Genomic DNA, 17,439 nt, shown 5'->3' with positions numbered 1-17,439 from the left:
TAATATCAAGTATGTATGCATTAAATTATAAACGCTTATACAATATATGAATGAATTACATACAAAACATTTCGTTAAAGTTGTCTTTTGCGAACAGTTGTGTTACACTAATTATGTGGACGCAACTGTTTTTTTATACTGTTTACTTCCACTACAATCGTATTTAATTATAAATAAATAATAGTTTTCAAGGTAGGTAAAATTATGAAATCACAAAAATTATATAGTTACGTAAGAAAGGCTGTCGATGATTTTGGAATGATTGAAGATGGTGATAAAATAGCAATCGGTATATCAGGTGGTAAAGATAGTTTAACTTTACTATATGCATTGAGCGGACTAAAAATATTTTATCCAAATAAATTCCAATTAGTTGCAATAACAGTTGATTTAGGATTTGGTATTCAGGATTTAGATAAGATTAAAGATTACTGCAAAAAATTTGATGTAGAATATCATGTAATAGAAACACAGATTTCTGATGTAGTGTTTGGACAGCGAAAAGAATCCAATCCATGTTCTTTATGTGCGAAAATGCGAAAAGGTGCATTAAATAATAAAGCCGAAGAATTAGGTTGTAACAAAATAGCTTATGCACACCATAAGGACGATATCATTGAAACAATGTTTCTTTCGCTTATTTATGAAGGAAGATTCCACTGCTTCTCTCCTGTTACATATTTAGACAAAAAAAGATTAACAGTTATAAGACCATTAATGTATGTACCAGAAATGGATGTTATTGGTTTTACTAAAAGATATGAACTACCTGTTGCCAAAAACAGATGTCCTGTTGATGGACATACTAAACGAGAATATGTTAAAAACCTGGTTAGACAGTTGGTAAAAGAAAATCCTGGTTGTAAAGAACGTTTCTTCACTGCTATTATGAATGGATGCTACAATATGGATAAATAATATTTGTTTTGTATTTTAAAAGCAAAATTGTATTTTAAAAATTGTATTTCAAAAAAATTAGAAAGGTTATTTTAATTATGGCACAGAATCATACATATCATGAACAGATTAATATTGATAACGAATTAAAATTAAGAGAGTTGCAAAAGAAATTACCTAAATTCTGTTCTACTTTTTTTAGAGGAATTGAACCTACTACTTCTTCACGTACAAGAATAGCATATGCTTATGATTTAGGTATATTCTTTAATTACATTAAAACAGAAAATCCTAAATATTCAAATATAGATATTTCAGAACTTGATTTAGATATTTTAGATAAATTGACAGCTACTGATATTGAAGAATATTTAGAATATCTAAAATATTATATTTCTGATGATGGCAAAGAACATACAAATAGCGAGCGAGGAATAATGAGAAAACTTGCAAGTGTTAGAACTTTATATAATTACTTTTATAGAAAAGAACTTATTAAAAACAATCCTGCTAGTATTGTTTCGATGCCTAAACTTCATGACAAAGAAATAATCAGACTTGATGTTGATGAAGTCGCTGAATTATTAGATGAAGTAGAAAATGGAACAAAGTTAACTAAATCCCAGCAAAACTTTCATACTAAAACTAAAGTTAGAGATATTGCAATACTAACACTTCTTCTTGGAACAGGTATTCGTGTATCTGAATGCGTTGGTATTGATATAAATGATATTGATTTTAAAAACACAGGTATAAAAATTCAACGAAAAGGTGGATATGAAACAATCATTTACTTCGGTGATGAAGTTGAGGAAGCGTTAAGGAATTATATGGAAGAGCGAAAAAGAATTGTTCCTGTTGAAGGACATGAAGATGCATTCTTTCTTTCAATTCAAAGAAAACGTATGGGTGTTCGTTCTGTAGAAAAACTTGTAAAAAAATATGCAGGTCTTGTTACTAATTTGAAGAAAATAACACCACACAAATTAAGAAGTACTTATGGCACAACTTTATATCAGGAAACCGGAGACATATACCTTGTTGCAGACGTTTTGGGACATAAAGATGTAAACACAACTAAAAAACATTATGCTGCAATTGATGATGAACGCCGCAGAAAGGCTAGAAATGCCGTGAAATTACGCAATGATTAAGCACTAGATAAAAATCATTAATAAATAAATCAAAACGCTGTATGACTAAAATTTAGTTCATACAGCGTCTTGTAATTTTATTACATTGCCTATAGTCAATTTGCATTAACTATTATTATATTATTTCTTTATTTCATCTGAATAATACATAACTGATATATATTTCCCAGCGTGAATCTTATCACCACTTCCAATGTGATTATATTTACAGATTTCATCTACATACTCTGATACTGATGCATATTCCGGTGTTATGTATTTCTTAGCGATACTTGTTAATGTATCTCCGGGTTTAACCTCTACACTTGTGTAATATTTATATCTGTTAGAGTCAGCCTTCTTCTGTGCTCCAACATCTGTAAGCTTAACAGTACATACAACTGCAGTTGCAAGTAACATTGTAAAAATAACTGATGATAAAAAACTGTTTCTAAATAACTTCATGTTTAAAATCCTCCATATAATATATTTATATTATTGCTATTACGCGAACACTTGTTTGCTTTGTATAATTATATTAACACCCGAACGTTTGTTTGTCAATACTACTTTCGAATATTTGTTCGGTTTTTTGTTGCGTAATTTTTTCTTATATGATAAAATTAGCATATGAGGTGTACATTAGATGGTACAGTTAAGTATATTTTGAAATTTTTTTTTTGATTTTGAATATATTTTAAAATTTTATATATTATTTGGAGGAATTACATATGCCTGGTAAGATTACAGCTAAACAGCAACAGATTCTCGATTACATAAAAGAAGAAATATTAAGAAAAGGATATCCACCTACAGTTAGGGAAATCTGTGAGAAAGTTGGTTTGCGTTCTACTTCTTCTGTTCATTCACATTTAGCTACTTTAGAAGAAAACGGCTACATAAGAAGAGACCCTACTAAGCCTCGTGCTATCGAGATAATTGATGATGAATTTGGACTTGCACGAAGAGAAATGTCTAATATTCCGGTTGTTGGAAGAGTTGCTGCAGGTGAGCCATTACTTGCAGTTGAAAACATCGAAGATTATTTTGCATTGCCAACTGAATTTTTACCTAATAACGAAACGTTCATTTTGAAGATTCACGGTGAAAGCATGATTAACGTAGGTTTTTACGAGAATGATTATATTATTGTAGAAAGAACTTCTGCTGTAAGTAATGGAGATATTGTAGTTGCTTTAATAGATGATTCTGCTACAGTTAAAAGATTTTATAAAGAAGATGGCCATATCCGCCTTCAACCTGAAAATGACAATATGGATCCAATAATTGTCCCTGATTGTGAGATTTTAGGTAGAGTTCATTCATTATATAGACCTCATGTTGTTTAAGCTAACATAATATAAACATGTTATTTAAACTAATATAAAAAAGATATCAGTTGAAATAAACATTTTCATATCGAATAAGATAAATTTGTTCATTTTTACTGATATCTTTTTGTAATGTTATTACAATACTTTCTCGTTAGTGTGTTTTTATGCAAGGCAATCATCTAATGATTTAATTATAGCTTCTTTATCAAGATTCTGACCGATAAATACTAATTTAATCATACGATCGCCTACTTCTTCGTCCCAATCCTTAACTAATGTAGGATCATCTTTCATTGCCTGAGCACGTACTCTTCTTGGTGCTGTAGCATACCATCTGCCGGCATTTGTAATATTAATCTGTTTACCTGCCTGTTCAAACATATAAGCGTCATTATTGTTCTCAGCTGCCCAGATAATACCTTTGCTTCTGATAATACCTTTAGGCATATCATTAATCCAGTCTTCAAATTTTTCTTTAGCAAAAGGTTTTCTTCTATAATATACAAAACTTCCGATACCGTATTCTTCTGCCTCACCCTCTCCATGATGATGGTGGTGATGGTGATGATGTCCATGATGTCCGTGGTCATCATTTTCATGTTCATCATGATGATGATCGTGTCCCTCATGATCGTGTCCTTCGTGTTCATGTTCGTCATGATGATGACCGTGTTCCTCATGCTCGTGTTCCTCATGCTCGTGTTCGTCGTGGTCATGATGTTCGTCTTCATCTGCGTCATAATTTTCAAGAGCCTGAATCCAACCTGCTGACATACTTGCTTCATCGAAATCAAATCTTTCAGTATTTAAAATTTCACTTACAGGAACTTTTCCGTAGTTAGTATCAATTGTCTTAGCATTTGGCTGAAGAGTTTTAACAATAGTTTTAACCTTGTTTAACTGTTCTTCTGAAATAGTATCAACTTTGTTGAAAATAATAGTATTACAAAATTCAATTTGCTGAATAAGTAAATTTTCGATATCTTCATCATCAATATCATCTTTAACAAGATTTTCACCACATCCAAATTCGTCTGCTAATCTTGCTACATCGACAACAGTTACAATATTATCAAGACGGCAAAGTTTTGCTCTCTTATCATAAGAACCGTCTAACATAGTAATAGACTGAGCAATTGGCAATGGCTCACAAATACCACTTGCTTCAATTAATAAATAATCAAATTTACCTGATGAAACTAAATCAATAATCTGATTAATTAAATCAACCTTTAATGTACAACAGATACATCCATTCTGAAGTGGAACAAGATTGTCATCTTTCTGTGTAACCTGTCCGCCTTTAGCTATTAAGCTTGCATCAATGTTAACCTCACCAATATCGTTAACAATAACCGCTACTTTATATCCTTCCTGATTAGAAAGGACTTCATTAAGTAATGTTGTCTTTCCTGCACCTAAATAACCTGTAAGTAATGTAACAGGTACAATCTTCTTTGCCATTTAAATCTACCTCTTTTCATAAAAATTATGTTATTGCTCAATTGTATACAAATTTAAAATTTCAATTACAAAATTAAGCAATAAAATTTAATTTAGCCATTTGTACATTTAATATAATAAAATCATTTTTTAACAAAATTATGAACAATTTCAAAATAATGAATTATTATTCATTTTATATAATACCAGGTTTAACCTAATAATCAAATTTATAAGCAAATTATAAGTGATTTTAAATTATAAATAAAATATTTTATAATTTAAGACTATTCTTAAACTAATTTCAAAATATATGAACTATAAGCTTTCATTTCAAAACCATTTGCTACTCTTAATTCTTTATTAGTCAACAAATCAATGCAATTTGCTGAAACATTAAAATTAGCATAAAAATTATTTTCATCTGCATTAATGCAAACTAATACAGTCTCTGTATCAACACATCTTTTGATTACACATTGCTTATTTGTAAGTAAAATAGTAGAAAAATCTCCGTAATTTAATGCAGTTGAATTTTTCTTAATATCAGCTAATTTAGAAATGTGCTTAAACAATTCATTTTCAATTGGCTGTTCAAATGAAGGACGCAAAGCTTGGTCTCCCTGACTTTTATCAGCTTTTTCGCCCCATTCACTTCCATAATAAACACAAGGAATTCCAGGCATTCCAAACATCAATGTATAAATCAATGGCAAATGATTTTCATTACTTAGTATGCTTGCAACTCTTGTTACGTCATGATTATCTACAAATGAAAATAGATGCTTTCCTTTGTATAAAGTCCAATTTTCGGGTCCGAACTGTCTGTTTAAAGAATGGCATATTTCAAACATATTCATAGAATTAAAACTTGAATATAAACCTTTATAGCACTCATAATTTGTTGCTGAATGTAACATTGAATCATTCATTCGCTGATTGTAATCTCCATGAAGCATTTCACCAACCAAAAAGAAATCATTTTTTAATCCATCACAATAATTTCTTAATCTATGCAGAAACTCAGGTGAAAGACAATAAGCTACATCAAGCCTTATTCCATCAATATCAAATTCATCAATCCAAAATTTGACTGCATTAAGTATATGCTGCACTACTTCTTCATTTCCAAGATTTAACTTAACTAAATCATAGTTACCTTCCCAGCCTTCATACCAAAGTCCATCATTATAATTGGAATTTCCTTCAAAACTGATGTGGAACCAATCTTTATATCTGGAATTTTCTCTATTCTTTAAGACATCCTGAAATTGATAAAATCCTCGTCCTACATGATTAAATACACCATCTAAAACAATTTTTATACCATTTTCATGGAGCTCTTGGCAAATATTTTTAAAATCTTCATTTGTGCCTAATCGTTTATCGAGCATGCAATAATCCCTTGTATTATAACCATGTGTATCTGATTCGAATAAAGGAGAAAAATAAATTGCATTTGCTCCAAGTTTCTTAATATGTGGAATCCACTCTGAAACTTTATTGATTCTATGCTCTAATACACCATCATTTTCAAATGGTGCACCACAAAATCCAAGTGGATAAATCTGATAAAATACACTTTCATATGCCCACATGTATATCACCTCTTTTATAATTCAACAACTTTTCCGTCACGCCAGATTCTCTCTAAATCATAGAATAAACGATTGTCTTTATTAAATACATGGACAATAATATCTTCATAATCCATTAATACCCAGTCACCACTTCTATACCCCTCGATATGAGTGGGATTTTTGCCGATTTTATGCATTTCTTCATCAACATTATCTACCATTGCCCTTACCTGATTATCATTGTTTCCGCTGGCAATAATAAAATAATCAGCCATTGTAGAAATTTCAGATATATCAAGTACTGTAATATCTACACCTTTTTTATCATCTAACGCGTCATAGGCTATTTTAGCCATCTCTCTGATTTCCATATTGTTTCCTCCGTAATTATATTATAAATCAAGATAACTGTTTTATTTAAAAATAATATTTCTATCAAATTAATTATAATTAGTAATCCAAATATGATTAATTTATCTATTCTCTATAACATTTTTATAAAATTCATATGCCTTACATGTATTTACATCAATATTATCCGTGGAATTACCTTTTGATTTTAAATAGTTAAGTGTATCTCTCAAAATTGTATATACAGTTAAATCAATATCTGAATATGCAATTTTGCGTAAATAATCAAGATTTGGTGCCTGATTTCTTGACGGCTCAATATAATCTGCCGAGAAAATAATTTTCTCTAATAAAGTCATATTAGGCTTTCCTGTTGTATGGAATGTTATTGCTGATAAAACGTCATCATCATTTATTCCGTATTTATTTCTAGCAAGAACGGCACCCGCTTTACTATGCAAAAGAAATTGATTCTTCATTTCCATATCAGTTATTTCGATGTTGTTATCTTTACACAATTTAACTTTTTCTTCATCTGGAATACATTTAGCACAGTCATGAAGTATTCCTGCAAGATATGCCGTATTAGGATTCTCACCCAATGCTTCAGCCATCTTTTTTGCTGTATTTGCAACACCTATTGTATGTTCATAGCGGTGTGGATTAAGTTCTTTCTTTAAATCTTCTAATATTTCAGCCGGATTCATTCTTTTCACCTGATTTGTATTTTGATATAAATTATGTTCTTTAATATATTTGTATATTTGATTTGGGATTTCATCTTTATGTTCTGACAAATGCATTCTTATTTCAGACGAAGATATATCTGTCGCTTCAACAAAAATTACTTCAATATTACAGTCATACTTTTCTTTTAAAGAAGTTATTTTTGCATTTATATTTTTCATTGACCCATCATTTCTTGCTGCAACAAGTACTGTATAACAGGAAAAAATAATTTCAGGGTGATACCATGATTCAATATTCATCAATGAATCACTGCCAATAATAAAATAAAATTCATTATCAGGATAATCTTTTTTTAGAAAAGTCAATGTATCAGCCGTATATCTGTAGCCATTCTTATATTCGTAATCACAAGGTATAAACGAACAATTATCTCTCAATCCTATATTCAGCATTTCAAATCTCACCTCAAAAGAATTAACTGTTTCTGAATTCTTGTGAGGTGGATTAGGTGATAACATAAACCAAATCTGTTCCAAATCAAATTGTTTCTTAGCTTCACTGGCAATATTTATATGAGAAACATGTAATGGGTCAAATGTTCCTCCAATAATTCCAATTTTCATATAATCACCTTAATTTTACGGAAGAATTATTTTTCTATCCTTTTCTTCTTTAGCCGGTCTGTATAATACGATTTTTCTTCCTGTAACAGCTACTAAAGTTGATTTTGTACGTTCTGCAATAACCTGTCCGACTTCTTTACAATCATCAAAGCAGTTCTTTAAAACAGATATTTTTATAAGTTCTCTCTTAGCAAGTGCTTCGTCAATTGCTTCTGTAAGCTCAGGTGTTACACTAGACTTCCCAACCTGAAAAATCGGATCCATTGTAGCAGCTAATTTTCTTAAATATGCTCTCTGCTTACTTGTCATATCTATCTCACCTATTCCATTACTATGGAATTTCCTTTCTTTCGAAAATCATTATTTATAATAATCAAATTCATGTCCATATATCTTAACTGTATCTCCATCAGTTATACCTAATGCTTCAAGTTCATCTAAGATACCATTTTCCTTCATAAAATTCTGGAAGAATACAAAACCTTTTTCTGATTCAAGATTTGTATATCCTAACATTCTTTCAATACGAGGACCTTCTATAGAATATAAACCATCTTTAATTTTTTCAACTGTATAAGGATCTTCTACGTTGTCAAAGAACTGTTTTGGATCATATTCCTGTTCAAATACAGTTGGGGCATCATCGAATTCATCAAGCATTTCTCTAACATGATATAACAATTCCTTGAGTCCTTTACCACTTACGGCTGAAATTGGATAAACCTTAATTTCCGGTTCAAATTCTTTCTTGATGTCATCAATAATAGTATTGCTTTCTCCATAAATTGCATCTATTTTGTTTGCTGCAATTACCTGTGGTCTGTTAAGCAAATCAGGATTATATGCTTCTAATTCAGCATTAATTGCCTTAATATCTGCAATTGGGTCTCTTCCTTCAACAGAAGCGGCGTCAACCATATGAATAATTACCTTTGTACGCTCAATGTGTCTTAAAAATTCATGTCCTAAACCTACACCTTCGGATGCTCCTTCAATAAGTCCCGGTATGTCTGCAATTACAAATCCTTTTCCCCCAGGCAAATCGACAACACCCAAGTTAGGATTTAATGTTGTAAAATGATAATTAGCAATTTTAGGTTGCGCATTTGTTACTCGTGATAAAAGTGTTGATTTTCCAACATTTGGGAAACCTACTAAGCCAACATCTGCAATAACCTTTAACTCTAAAATTACGTTAAGTTCCATTGCCTGCTGTCCCGGTTGTGCGTATTTAGGGGCCTGCATAGTAGGTGTAGCATAATGCTGATTGCCTTTTCCTCCACGACCACCATTTAAAACTGTTACGCGCTGATTATCTCCGCTCATGTCAGCCACAACTTTACCTGTTTCGACTTCACGAATAACTGTTCCTTCAGGAACTTTTATAATAAGGTCTTCACCATTTTTTCCATGTTTATTCTTCTTACCGCCATCTTCACCCGGCTGAGCCTTGTAATTGCGGTTATGTCTAAATTCGTATAAAGTATTTAATCCTTTATCTACTTCAAAAATAATATCGCCACCACGGCCACCGTCTCCACCATCCGGTCCGCCATTTGGCACATATAATTCTCTTCTAAAGGAAACGTGTCCGTCTCCTCCTTTTCCTGATTTAATATAAATCTGTGCACGATCTGCAAACATTATTTATACCTCCATCTCAAACTAAATTAATAGAGTTACAAAAATTATATATAAAAGAAAAGCTTCAAACCACGAATGATTTGAAGCTTTGAAATCATTAATTATTCTGCTACAGGATAAACAGAAACCTGTTTCTTGTCTCTTCCTTTTCTTTCAAATCTTACGATACCATCTGATGTAGCAAATAATGTATCATCACCACCACGGCCAACGTTAACACCTGGGTGAATCTTTGTACCACGCTGTCTGTAAAGGATGTTTCCAGCTTTTACAAACTGTCCGTCTGCTCTCTTAGCGCCGAGTCTCTTTGATTCTGAATCTCTACCGTTCTTTGTAGAACCAACACCTTTTTTATGAGCGAAGAACTGAAGGTTCATCTTCATCATAGCTATACCTCCTTAAAATCTAATGTTATATACTCTTTGTTTTCGTTTTCAATCTCCCTTAACCCAAGGGCAAGAGAATCAATCAGCAATTCTGATTTACTGCCAGGTTTATATGAAAAAATTAATCGAATTAACCCTGCTTCTTCATCTGTATCCAATAAAAATTCATCATTAGTAAATGTTTCTATTGAATTAATGCAATTAATGGTTAAAGCTGAAATAGCCGCACAGACAATATCTTCACCTGCATCAGCATATCCTGAATGACCACTAACCTCAAAGCCTTTATATAAACCCTGTTGTTTAAAAATTGTTACCTTAGTCATAAGATAATCCCTTCTAAACTCTAACTAAAATTAAGCATTGATCTTGTCAATTTTAACTTCTGTGTACTGCTGTCTGTGACCATTTTTCTTATGATAACCAGTTTTTCTCTTGTATTTGTAAACGATAACCTTTTTAGCCTTACCGTCGCCAACAACTGTTGCTTCTACTGTAGCTCCAGCTACTGTAGGTTCACCAACTTTAACTTCGTCTCCGCTTACGAGAAGAACCTGGTCAAATGTATATGTGCTTCCAGCTTCAGCACCGAGCTTTTCAACTCTGATTGTTTCACCTTCAGAAACCTTATACTGTTTTCCACCTGTTGCTATAACTGCGTACATACGGCACCTCCTATTTAACATTACTCGCCAGTTTCGGTGATTGCATAAAGCAATACTTATAACCACACTGAGCGGCATACTCATATATATTATCATATAGATATATGGATGTCAAACACATTATAAAAATTTATTCTTATTTTCTGTAAGTATTTTTTCATCCAATAATAAAGCATTAGTCCATGATAAATTATAAAAAAGTATTATGTCATTAAAAATTTATTTACCATTATATTATGATGCCAGGCAAAAAACAACTTTAATGTCTTCGGATTGTTACGTGCTACGTATTTCAACAACCCCGGCATCATATTATATTAATCTGACAAGACTTTGCTGTTGCAATAGCTGCTGCTTTCGATTCAGGTGTTACTCCTGCTGTTGCATCTTCGACAATATTTATTTTTATTTCAGGATAAAATGCTTTAATAATAAGTGCATTGGATATAACACAAATATCTGTGCAAAGGCCTACTAAAACAACTTCGTCAAAATTATCTAACTTACCTTTCCAACCATTAAATCCAAATGATTCTTTATCAATTATTTCTGCACCATCCGTATTTAATATATCGTGTATCTGCCATCCGTGTGTATTTTTTATACAATGTTTTACAGATAAATTTTTTCCTTCCTGAGTATCAAGATAATTTTCGTAATGAGTATCTCTTGTAAAAAATAAATTATCATAATCTTTTTTATCTATTAAATCATTTACATTTGGCAATATATTTTGTGCTTCATTTGTCCCTAAAGAACCGTCTATAAAATCATATTGCATATCTATTACTATAAGCGCTTTTCTCATAATTAATATCTCCTTGTAATATAGAGTGTAAATATCTTTATTAATATTAACATTTTTCTAATACAATGCCAATGATTAGTTAATGTAAAAAAGGAACCAACGTCATCCGTCGGCTCCTTTAAACGCAACATTAATTAGCTTTCATTACAGCTTCTTTCATGCTTTTTACATATTCATTTATATATGGAAGACAATCTTTTCCATATTTAGCTACAATTTTTACAATGGCACTTCCAGCAATTGCACCATCGGAATATTTAGCTACGTATTCTGCCTGCTCAGGCGTTGCTATACCAAATCCAAAAGCACATGGAACATCAGTTGTTTCACGAACTAATTTTATCATTCCTCCTAAATCAGTATTAATATCACTTCTTACACCTGTTACTCCTAACGATGAAACACAGTATATAAATCCTGTTGCTTCCTTTGCTATCATTTTAATTCTGTCATGAGATACCGGTGCAATTAATGAAATTATATCTACATCATGATTTTTACATTCATCTGCTATTTCATCTTTTTCTTCGTATGGCAAATCAGGAATAATTAATCCCTGTATTCCACATTCATTACATCTGTCCAAAAATTTGTCGACGTCATATGCGTAAATTGGATTAATGTAAGTTAAAAATACTAATGGTACCGAGACTTCATCTTTTATATCTTTTAATGCGTCAAACAATTTATCGGTTGTACATCCATTTGCCAACGCTCTCTCATTTGCCTCCTGAATAATAGGGCCTTCTGCAATTGGATCGGAAAATGGTATTCCGATTTCAATTAAATCTGCCCCTGCTTTTTCCATTTCTTTAATGATTTTCTTAGTTGTATCTAAATCAGGATCTCCGCCTGTTACAAATGCAATAAATGCTTTTCCATTTTCAAATGCTTCATGTATCTTACTCATAAATCTCTACTCCTCTATATCTTGCTATTGCTGCTACGTCCTTATCTCCACGTCCGGAAACATTAACTACAATTATTTTGTCTTTATCTAAAGTTGGTGCATACTTCATTGCATATGCAATTGCATGTGAACTTTCAATTGCCGGAATTATGCCTTCTGTTCTTGATAAATATTCAAATGCATTAACTGCTTCATCGTCAGTTATTGAAACATACTGTGCACGACCTGTTTCATTTAGCATTGCATGTTCCGGTCCGATTCCGGGGTAATCAAGTCCTGCAGAAATTGAATAAACAGGTGCAATCTGACCATATTTATCCTGGCAGAACAATGATTTCATTCCATGGAAAATTCCCATTGCTCCATTTGCAACAGATGCTGCGTTTTTAGGAGTATCAACACCAAGCCCTGCAGCTTCACAGCCAATTAATTTAACAGATTTATCTTCTATAAAATTATAAAAAGCTCCCATTGCATTTGAACCTCCACCTACGCAGGCAATTACTGCATCAGGAAGTTTTCCTTCTTTTTCCATTAACTGTTCTTTTATTTCTTTGCTGATTACACTCTGGAAATCACGTACAATTGTTGGAAATGGATGCGGTCCCATTACTGAACCTAAAACATACAATGTGTCATCAACACGTCTTGTCCATTCTCTCATTGCTTCATTTACTGCGTCTTTTAATGTCATTGTTCCCGATACTACAGGATGTACCTTAGCACCTAAAAGTTCCATTCTAAAACAGTTTAAAGCCTGACGCTCTGTGTCTACTTTTCCCATATAGATTTCACATTCCATTCCCATAAGTGCAGCAGCTGTAGCTGTTGCAACGCCATGCTGACCTGCTCCTGTTTCAGCAATAACTCTTGTTTTACCCATTTTCTTAGCTAAAAGAACCTGACCTAAAACATTGTTTATCTTATGAGAACCTGTATGATTCAAATCTTCTCTCTTTAAATAGATTTTTGCCCCACCTAAATCCTTTGTCATTTTTTCTGCATAGTATAACAAAGATGGTCTTCCCGCATAATTTTTCATTAAGCCATCAAGTTCCTTTACAAATTCAGGATCATTTTTGTAATGCTCATATGCTTCTTCAACTTCTTTAACTGCATTCATTAATGTTTCAGGAACATACTGTCCTCCAAATTCTCCAAATCTTCCTTTTTTCATAGTGTCTCCTTTCCAATTGACTGCCTGAAAGAATTAGCCATCTTTCATACAGAATCGGTACATTTCAAGTAAAAATGTACATCCATTAAAGATTCCCTCTTTTATCGAGTCACATTATTCTTTTTAGCGATACGTTATATTTCATAAAAGAAATTTAAAATAAAAAAAGCTTCTGTCCCAAAAGGGACAAAAGCTATAAATTCATAAACTTCTGCGGTACCACCCAAATTAATGTGTATCACATTCACTCATTCACATACCAACATATGCTACTTCCTATAACGGTGAAGATCCGTCAGCACTACTTCCATAATATCCGGTTTCGAACTGCCCTCACAAGTCCATTCATTACCTTAGATTTATTGTCTCACACCAAACGACAACTCTCTGAAAAATCGTCCCGATAACTACTTACCCTTGCTCATCGGTTTATTAATTTGTGTTAATTTTATGCATTGTTTATGCATTTGTCAAGTTACACTTATTTATATTTTAAAATATTGTAAATTTTCACGAATTTATTTGTGCAAATATGCTATTTATCATTTGTAATATCTCCGCTATCTTCAAGAGAAATCTTATCGCCTAAATAAGTTGGTTCGGGTTTATATATCAATTTAAAGAAATCTTTTGCTCTGGCAATCCACTCTCTAAATACACGATATTTTTGCTTAGCCAGATAATCTCTTTTATCTGCAGACACGCCATATGCTTCAATCCCTAATTTTTTCGCTATATATAACGCTCTGGTCAAATGATATTTTTGACTTACAATAACGATTTTTTTTACGCCAAATATTTCTTTAGCTCTATACATAGAATCATATGTTGAAAATCCGGCATGATCCATGAAGATGTCATATGATGGAATTCCATCATTTATAGCATAATCTTTCATTGTATTAACTTCATCATAAGAAACTCTTCCATGGTCTCCTGACATAATTATTTTGGGCGAAGCGTTAACATTATACAGTTCTTCAGACGTCAAAATTCTATCTTCAAGCATCCAAGTAGGTTTTCCACTTGGTGCAACACCTGCTCCAAGTACTAAAATACAGTCTGCATCCATATCTTTGCATTCGTCTACACTAAGAATTTTTGATGATGTTACTGATTTCATATATATGTTAATTACTGCAATAACTATTACTATAAATGCAATTATTATAAACATCACAATAATTAATCTTAAAATTATTTTTCTTAATAGTATTTTCTTATTTCCCATAACTGTCCCTTTAGCCTAAATTATTTCGATACTGTGACGGTGTAAGTCCTGTGATAGCCTTAAATGTTTTCATGAAATGTTTCTCATGTTCATAACCGACAGCCTGAGATATTTCATTTATTTTCATATCTGTATCAGTTAATAACTTTTTAGCTTCTCCAATTCTGATATCCTTTAAATAGTTTACAAAATTTGTTCCTGTATACTGTTTAAATGTAAAAGAAAATAAAGAATAGTTCATGGAAACATAATTTGACACTACTGCCATATTTAAATCAGTTGCGTAATTTTCCTGAATATATTTAATTGCATTTTTTATTTTGATATTTGCCTTATGCTCATCAATATCTGTACTTACAAGTTCATCAAAGCCTCTAATCCAGCGTTTGACAACTTCCATATATTCATCTATTGTCTGAAAACTATAAATATCTGATAATTCCATAATATCATCTTCTCCAACTTTAAGAGTGTTCTGATACACTTTAATAGTTGTATTAAGAATTATTTCCATTTGTTCTTTAAATTCATTTATGTAATATTTTCTGGCTTTAACACCATCAACAAATGATTCTAACTGTTCAATAGCTTCATCTAATTTATTTGAACAGATAAGATTAGCTGTCTGCATCATAAATTTAACACCATATTCATATTCTTCATCAGGTTTACTAAACTCAGCTGCATCCACACGTTTAATCATAGTTTCAAATGCGGTTTTTCTCATTGTTGCTGCTTCATGATATGCCTGTCGCAAATCTAAAAGATTATAATATACATTGCTTATTCCGATGTAATAATTATCAAATGATTTTAGAACTTCATCTTTATACTCTGAATCTACGATTAAAATGTTAAGAGAATCCTTACCTTCAAGATAATAATATTTTCCATCCATTTCATCATCAATTTCACTTTCAGGGCAGCTAAAGCAACAAACCACAAAGTTTTTTACCTGAAAATACGCTCTTGCCATTTCAGTTATACTTTGCATTTCCTTATGAGTAACATTATCGTATATCATCATATACTGCATCTGCTGATATACTACCTGCCTCTGCTTTTCATAAGATTCTTTTTCCTCAGTAATTATGTCATCAAATTTTTTCAAAACCTTTGCCAGCTTGTCTCTGTCAACAGGCTTCAATATGTATTCGTTTACACCATTTCTCATCATTTCAACTGCATAGTCAAATTCATCAAATCCACTTATAGCTGCAATCAATGGCTTTTTTGTCATTTTCTGGATTTCTTTTACTAATGAAATTCCGTCCATTTTTGGCATCCTAATATCCGTAAACATAACATCTACATTTTGTTTTTCTAATATTTCCAGAGCAGCTAATCCATTATTACATTCAATTATTTCTTCTACATCAACACCCGAACGTAAAACCATGGACTTAATACCCTGTCTTATCAGTTTTTCATCTTCAACAATCATTAATGTCTTCATATGCTACTGCTTCCTCTCTAACGGTAATTGAATAACCACTTTAGTAAATAACCCTTTCTTTGAGAAAATATCTATTCCGTACTCTTTTCCAAAGAACATCTGAATTCGTTCATTTACGTTCCTTAGCGCACGACCATGCTCCTTTGAATCATCTTCATGGGGCAAATATAGATTAACTTTAATCTCTTTCAATTTTTCCTCGTCCATACCTTTACCGGCATCAGAAACTTCTATTGCCAGAATATTTTTTTCTACAATATCATATACCTTTATATAAATTGAAGTATCTTCAGCCATATCCTCTATACCGTGGTATACTGAATTCTCAACTATTGGCTGCAAAGTCATTTTTGGAATTTCAATATCCATATATTGTTCCGGAATATTTAGCGAAAGATATATTTCATAATCAAATCTTAAATTTAAAAGATTTAAATATGTCTGGACATATTCTAATTCTTCCCTTAATGTAACTAAACCCGAAGTCCATTTCATACTATATCTGAACATCTGACCAAGTGATGTTATTGCATCAGATATTTCATAATCACCTTTTATCTCCGCCATCATCTTTATGCTTTCCAAGACATTATACATAAAATGAGCATTAATCTGATTTTGTAGTGATTTAATCTCAACATTCTTCATTAACAGCTGCTTTTTAACATTTTCTTTATTAAGCTGCTCTATATGATCTACCATATCGTTAATCTGATGCCCTAGCATAGCAATCTCGTCATCTCCATCTTCAGGCACATGCATATTATTTGTAGATGAAATTTCATTGAAATTAGCAGAAAGTTTTCTAAATCTCTGAAAAATTTTAAAAATAAGCATTGAAACTGAAATAAACAGCGCTGAAGACATTATAAAGATTATGGCTATATATCCACATTCTTTTGAGTTCAAATCATTGTCCATAAGTAACATAATCATGACCACACATATACATATGTATATTATCAAAATCCACCAAAACGTTTTCATGAACATTGATTTATATTTTTTTTCTTTTTTATTATTTAGATAACTTTCTATATCATTTATATCTTCTAAATCATCTAAATCTATGTTTTCATGCTTTTCTTCTTTCATATTTTCCTCATAACAT

General features: G+C 31.7%; 19 protein-coding genes and 1 other annotated feature. Of the genes, 3 read left to right on the top strand and 16 right to left on the bottom strand.

Annotated elements, in window-relative coordinates:
* Nucleotides 1-204: 204 nt before the first annotated feature.
* Nucleotides 205-918, top strand: coding sequence for an ATP-binding protein (locus tag DWX29_RS02300; RefSeq protein ID WP_118565084.1), 714 nt, complete (start codon nt 205-207; stop codon nt 916-918).
* 77 nt (nt 919-995) lie between these two features.
* Entirely contained in the window at nt 996-2,051 is a 1,056-nt protein-coding gene (locus DWX29_RS02295) for a tyrosine-type recombinase/integrase (protein WP_022089593.1), read from the top strand.
* A 120-nt stretch (nt 2,052-2,171) separates the two neighbouring features.
* On the opposite strand, the gene DWX29_RS02290 is transcribed toward DWX29_RS02295, so the two are convergent.
* Entirely contained in the window at nt 2,172-2,495 is a 324-nt protein-coding gene (locus tag DWX29_RS02290; protein WP_117909372.1) for a LysM domain-containing protein, read from the bottom strand.
* Nucleotides 2,496-2,761: 266 nt separating this feature from the next.
* On the opposite strand from DWX29_RS02290, the gene lexA reads away from it, so the two are divergent.
* On the top strand, nt 2,762-3,379 hold the full coding sequence (gene lexA, locus DWX29_RS02285) for a transcriptional repressor LexA (protein WP_022089591.1): 618 nt from the start codon (nt 2,762-2,764) through the stop codon (nt 3,377-3,379).
* A gap of 147 nt (nt 3,380-3,526) precedes the next feature.
* Here the strand turns inward: lexA and DWX29_RS02280 are convergent, their stop codons facing one another.
* From DWX29_RS02280 to DWX29_RS02210, 15 genes are all read right to left on the bottom strand, one after another.
* Nucleotides 3,527-4,828, bottom strand: coding sequence for a GTP-binding protein (locus tag DWX29_RS02280; protein ID WP_118565083.1), 1,302 nt, complete (start codon nt 4,826-4,828; stop codon nt 3,527-3,529).
* 272 nt (nt 4,829-5,100) lie between these two features.
* On the bottom strand, nt 5,101-6,405 hold the full coding sequence (locus DWX29_RS02275) for an alpha-amylase family glycosyl hydrolase (RefSeq protein ID WP_117909368.1): 1,305 nt from the start codon (nt 6,403-6,405) through the stop codon (nt 5,101-5,103).
* Nucleotides 6,406-6,419: 14 nt separating this feature from the next.
* Complete coding sequence (rsfS, locus tag DWX29_RS02270; protein WP_117909366.1) at nt 6,420-6,758, bottom strand: ribosome silencing factor; 339 nt, start codon at nt 6,756-6,758, stop codon at nt 6,420-6,422.
* A gap of 102 nt (nt 6,759-6,860) precedes the next feature.
* Entirely contained in the window at nt 6,861-8,051 is a 1,191-nt protein-coding gene (gene nadD, locus DWX29_RS02265) for a nicotinate-nucleotide adenylyltransferase (RefSeq protein ID WP_117909364.1), read from the bottom strand.
* Nucleotides 8,052-8,066: 15 nt separating this feature from the next.
* A complete protein-coding gene (gene yhbY, locus DWX29_RS02260; RefSeq protein ID WP_117909362.1) occupies nt 8,067-8,360 on the bottom strand; it encodes a ribosome assembly RNA-binding protein YhbY in 294 nt (97 codons plus the stop codon).
* Nucleotides 8,361-8,411: 51 nt separating this feature from the next.
* Nucleotides 8,412-9,695 (bottom strand): GTPase ObgE, encoded by a 1,284-nt coding sequence (gene obgE, locus DWX29_RS02255; RefSeq protein ID WP_022089585.1) that lies wholly within the window; start codon nt 9,693-9,695, stop codon nt 8,412-8,414.
* 101 nt (nt 9,696-9,796) lie between these two features.
* Nucleotides 9,797-10,081, bottom strand: a complete 285-nt coding sequence (rpmA, locus tag DWX29_RS02250; protein ID WP_117909360.1) for a 50S ribosomal protein L27 — start codon at nt 10,079-10,081, stop codon at nt 9,797-9,799.
* 2 nt (nt 10,082-10,083) lie between these two features.
* Complete coding sequence (locus DWX29_RS02245) at nt 10,084-10,407, bottom strand: ribosomal-processing cysteine protease Prp (protein WP_022089583.1); 324 nt, start codon at nt 10,405-10,407, stop codon at nt 10,084-10,086.
* A gap of 30 nt (nt 10,408-10,437) precedes the next feature.
* Nucleotides 10,438-10,746: a 50S ribosomal protein L21 gene (gene rplU, locus DWX29_RS02240; protein ID WP_022089582.1), complete on the bottom strand. Its 309-nt coding sequence runs from the start codon at nt 10,744-10,746 to the stop codon at nt 10,438-10,440.
* 307 nt (nt 10,747-11,053) lie between these two features.
* On the bottom strand, nt 11,054-11,554 hold the full coding sequence (locus tag DWX29_RS02235) for an isochorismatase family cysteine hydrolase (protein WP_117909358.1): 501 nt from the start codon (nt 11,552-11,554) through the stop codon (nt 11,054-11,056).
* Nucleotides 11,555-11,684: 130 nt separating this feature from the next.
* Entirely contained in the window at nt 11,685-12,464 is a 780-nt protein-coding gene (gene trpA, locus DWX29_RS02230; RefSeq protein ID WP_118565082.1) for a tryptophan synthase subunit alpha, read from the bottom strand.
* Nucleotides 12,457-13,641, bottom strand: a complete 1,185-nt coding sequence (gene trpB / locus DWX29_RS02225; RefSeq protein ID WP_117909356.1) for a tryptophan synthase subunit beta — start codon at nt 13,639-13,641, stop codon at nt 12,457-12,459. Before trpB ends, trpA begins: the two co-directional genes overlap by 8 nt.
* 179 nt (nt 13,642-13,820) lie before the next feature.
* Nucleotides 13,821-14,075: a binding site (T-box leader), on the bottom strand.
* A 101-nt stretch (nt 14,076-14,176) separates the two neighbouring features.
* Complete coding sequence (locus DWX29_RS02220) at nt 14,177-14,872, bottom strand: ElyC/SanA/YdcF family protein (RefSeq protein WP_118565081.1); 696 nt, start codon at nt 14,870-14,872, stop codon at nt 14,177-14,179.
* 10 nt (nt 14,873-14,882) lie between these two features.
* Nucleotides 14,883-16,328 (bottom strand): response regulator, encoded by a 1,446-nt coding sequence (locus tag DWX29_RS02215; protein WP_022089577.1) that lies wholly within the window; start codon nt 16,326-16,328, stop codon nt 14,883-14,885.
* Between the two features lie 3 nt (nt 16,329-16,331).
* Complete coding sequence (locus DWX29_RS02210; protein ID WP_022089576.1) at nt 16,332-17,423, bottom strand: histidine kinase; 1,092 nt, start codon at nt 17,421-17,423, stop codon at nt 16,332-16,334.
* Nucleotides 17,424-17,439 lie beyond the last annotated feature (16 nt).

This window comes from Eubacterium sp. AF19-12LB (assembly GCF_003479125.1).
GTDB classification, from domain to species: Bacteria; Bacillota; Clostridia; order Lachnospirales; family Lachnospiraceae; genus Eubacterium_U; species Eubacterium_U album.
The sequence above is the reverse complement of the archived record's forward strand: the minus strand, read 5'-3'. Positions and strand labels throughout refer to the sequence as shown.

What these genes read in the sequence shown, in the direction of transcription:
- DWX29_RS02235 (WP_117909358.1), bottom strand. Translation starts at nt 11,554, where the DNA reads ATGAGAAAAGCGCTTATAGTAATAGATATGCAATATGATTTTATAGAC.
- trpA (WP_118565082.1), bottom strand. Translation starts at nt 12,464, where the DNA reads ATGAGTAAGATACATGAAGCATTTGAAAATGGAAAAGCATTTATTGCA.
- DWX29_RS02295 (WP_022089593.1), top strand. Translation starts at nt 996, where the DNA reads ATGGCACAGAATCATACATATCATGAACAGATTAATATTGATAACGAA.
- rpmA (WP_117909360.1), bottom strand. Translation starts at nt 10,081, where the DNA reads ATGATGAAGATGAACCTTCAGTTCTTCGCTCATAAAAAAGGTGTTGGT.
- nadD (WP_117909364.1), bottom strand. Translation starts at nt 8,051, where the DNA reads ATGAAAATTGGAATTATTGGAGGAACATTTGACCCATTACATGTTTCT.
- rsfS (WP_117909366.1), bottom strand. Translation starts at nt 6,758, where the DNA reads ATGGAAATCAGAGAGATGGCTAAAATAGCCTATGACGCGTTAGATGAT.
- trpB (WP_117909356.1), bottom strand. Translation starts at nt 13,641, where the DNA reads ATGAAAAAAGGAAGATTTGGAGAATTTGGAGGACAGTATGTTCCTGAA.
- rplU (WP_022089582.1), bottom strand. Translation starts at nt 10,746, where the DNA reads ATGTACGCAGTTATAGCAACAGGTGGAAAACAGTATAAGGTTTCTGAA.
- DWX29_RS02290 (WP_117909372.1), bottom strand. Translation starts at nt 2,495, where the DNA reads ATGAAGTTATTTAGAAACAGTTTTTTATCATCAGTTATTTTTACAATG.
- DWX29_RS02300 (WP_118565084.1), top strand. Translation starts at nt 205, where the DNA reads ATGAAATCACAAAAATTATATAGTTACGTAAGAAAGGCTGTCGATGAT.
- DWX29_RS02275 (WP_117909368.1), bottom strand. Translation starts at nt 6,405, where the DNA reads ATGTGGGCATATGAAAGTGTATTTTATCAGATTTATCCACTTGGATTT.
- obgE (WP_022089585.1), bottom strand. Translation starts at nt 9,695, where the DNA reads ATGTTTGCAGATCGTGCACAGATTTATATTAAATCAGGAAAAGGAGGA.
- DWX29_RS02245 (WP_022089583.1), bottom strand. Translation starts at nt 10,407, where the DNA reads ATGACTAAGGTAACAATTTTTAAACAACAGGGTTTATATAAAGGCTTT.
- yhbY (WP_117909362.1), bottom strand. Translation starts at nt 8,360, where the DNA reads ATGACAAGTAAGCAGAGAGCATATTTAAGAAAATTAGCTGCTACAATG.
- lexA (WP_022089591.1), top strand. Translation starts at nt 2,762, where the DNA reads ATGCCTGGTAAGATTACAGCTAAACAGCAACAGATTCTCGATTACATA.
- DWX29_RS02280 (WP_118565083.1), bottom strand. Translation starts at nt 4,828, where the DNA reads ATGGCAAAGAAGATTGTACCTGTTACATTACTTACAGGTTATTTAGGT.
- DWX29_RS02210 (WP_022089576.1), bottom strand. Translation starts at nt 17,423, where the DNA reads ATGAAAGAAGAAAAGCATGAAAACATAGATTTAGATGATTTAGAAGAT.
- DWX29_RS02220 (WP_118565081.1), bottom strand. Translation starts at nt 14,872, where the DNA reads ATGGGAAATAAGAAAATACTATTAAGAAAAATAATTTTAAGATTAATT.
- DWX29_RS02215 (WP_022089577.1), bottom strand. Translation starts at nt 16,328, where the DNA reads ATGAAGACATTAATGATTGTTGAAGATGAAAAACTGATAAGACAGGGT.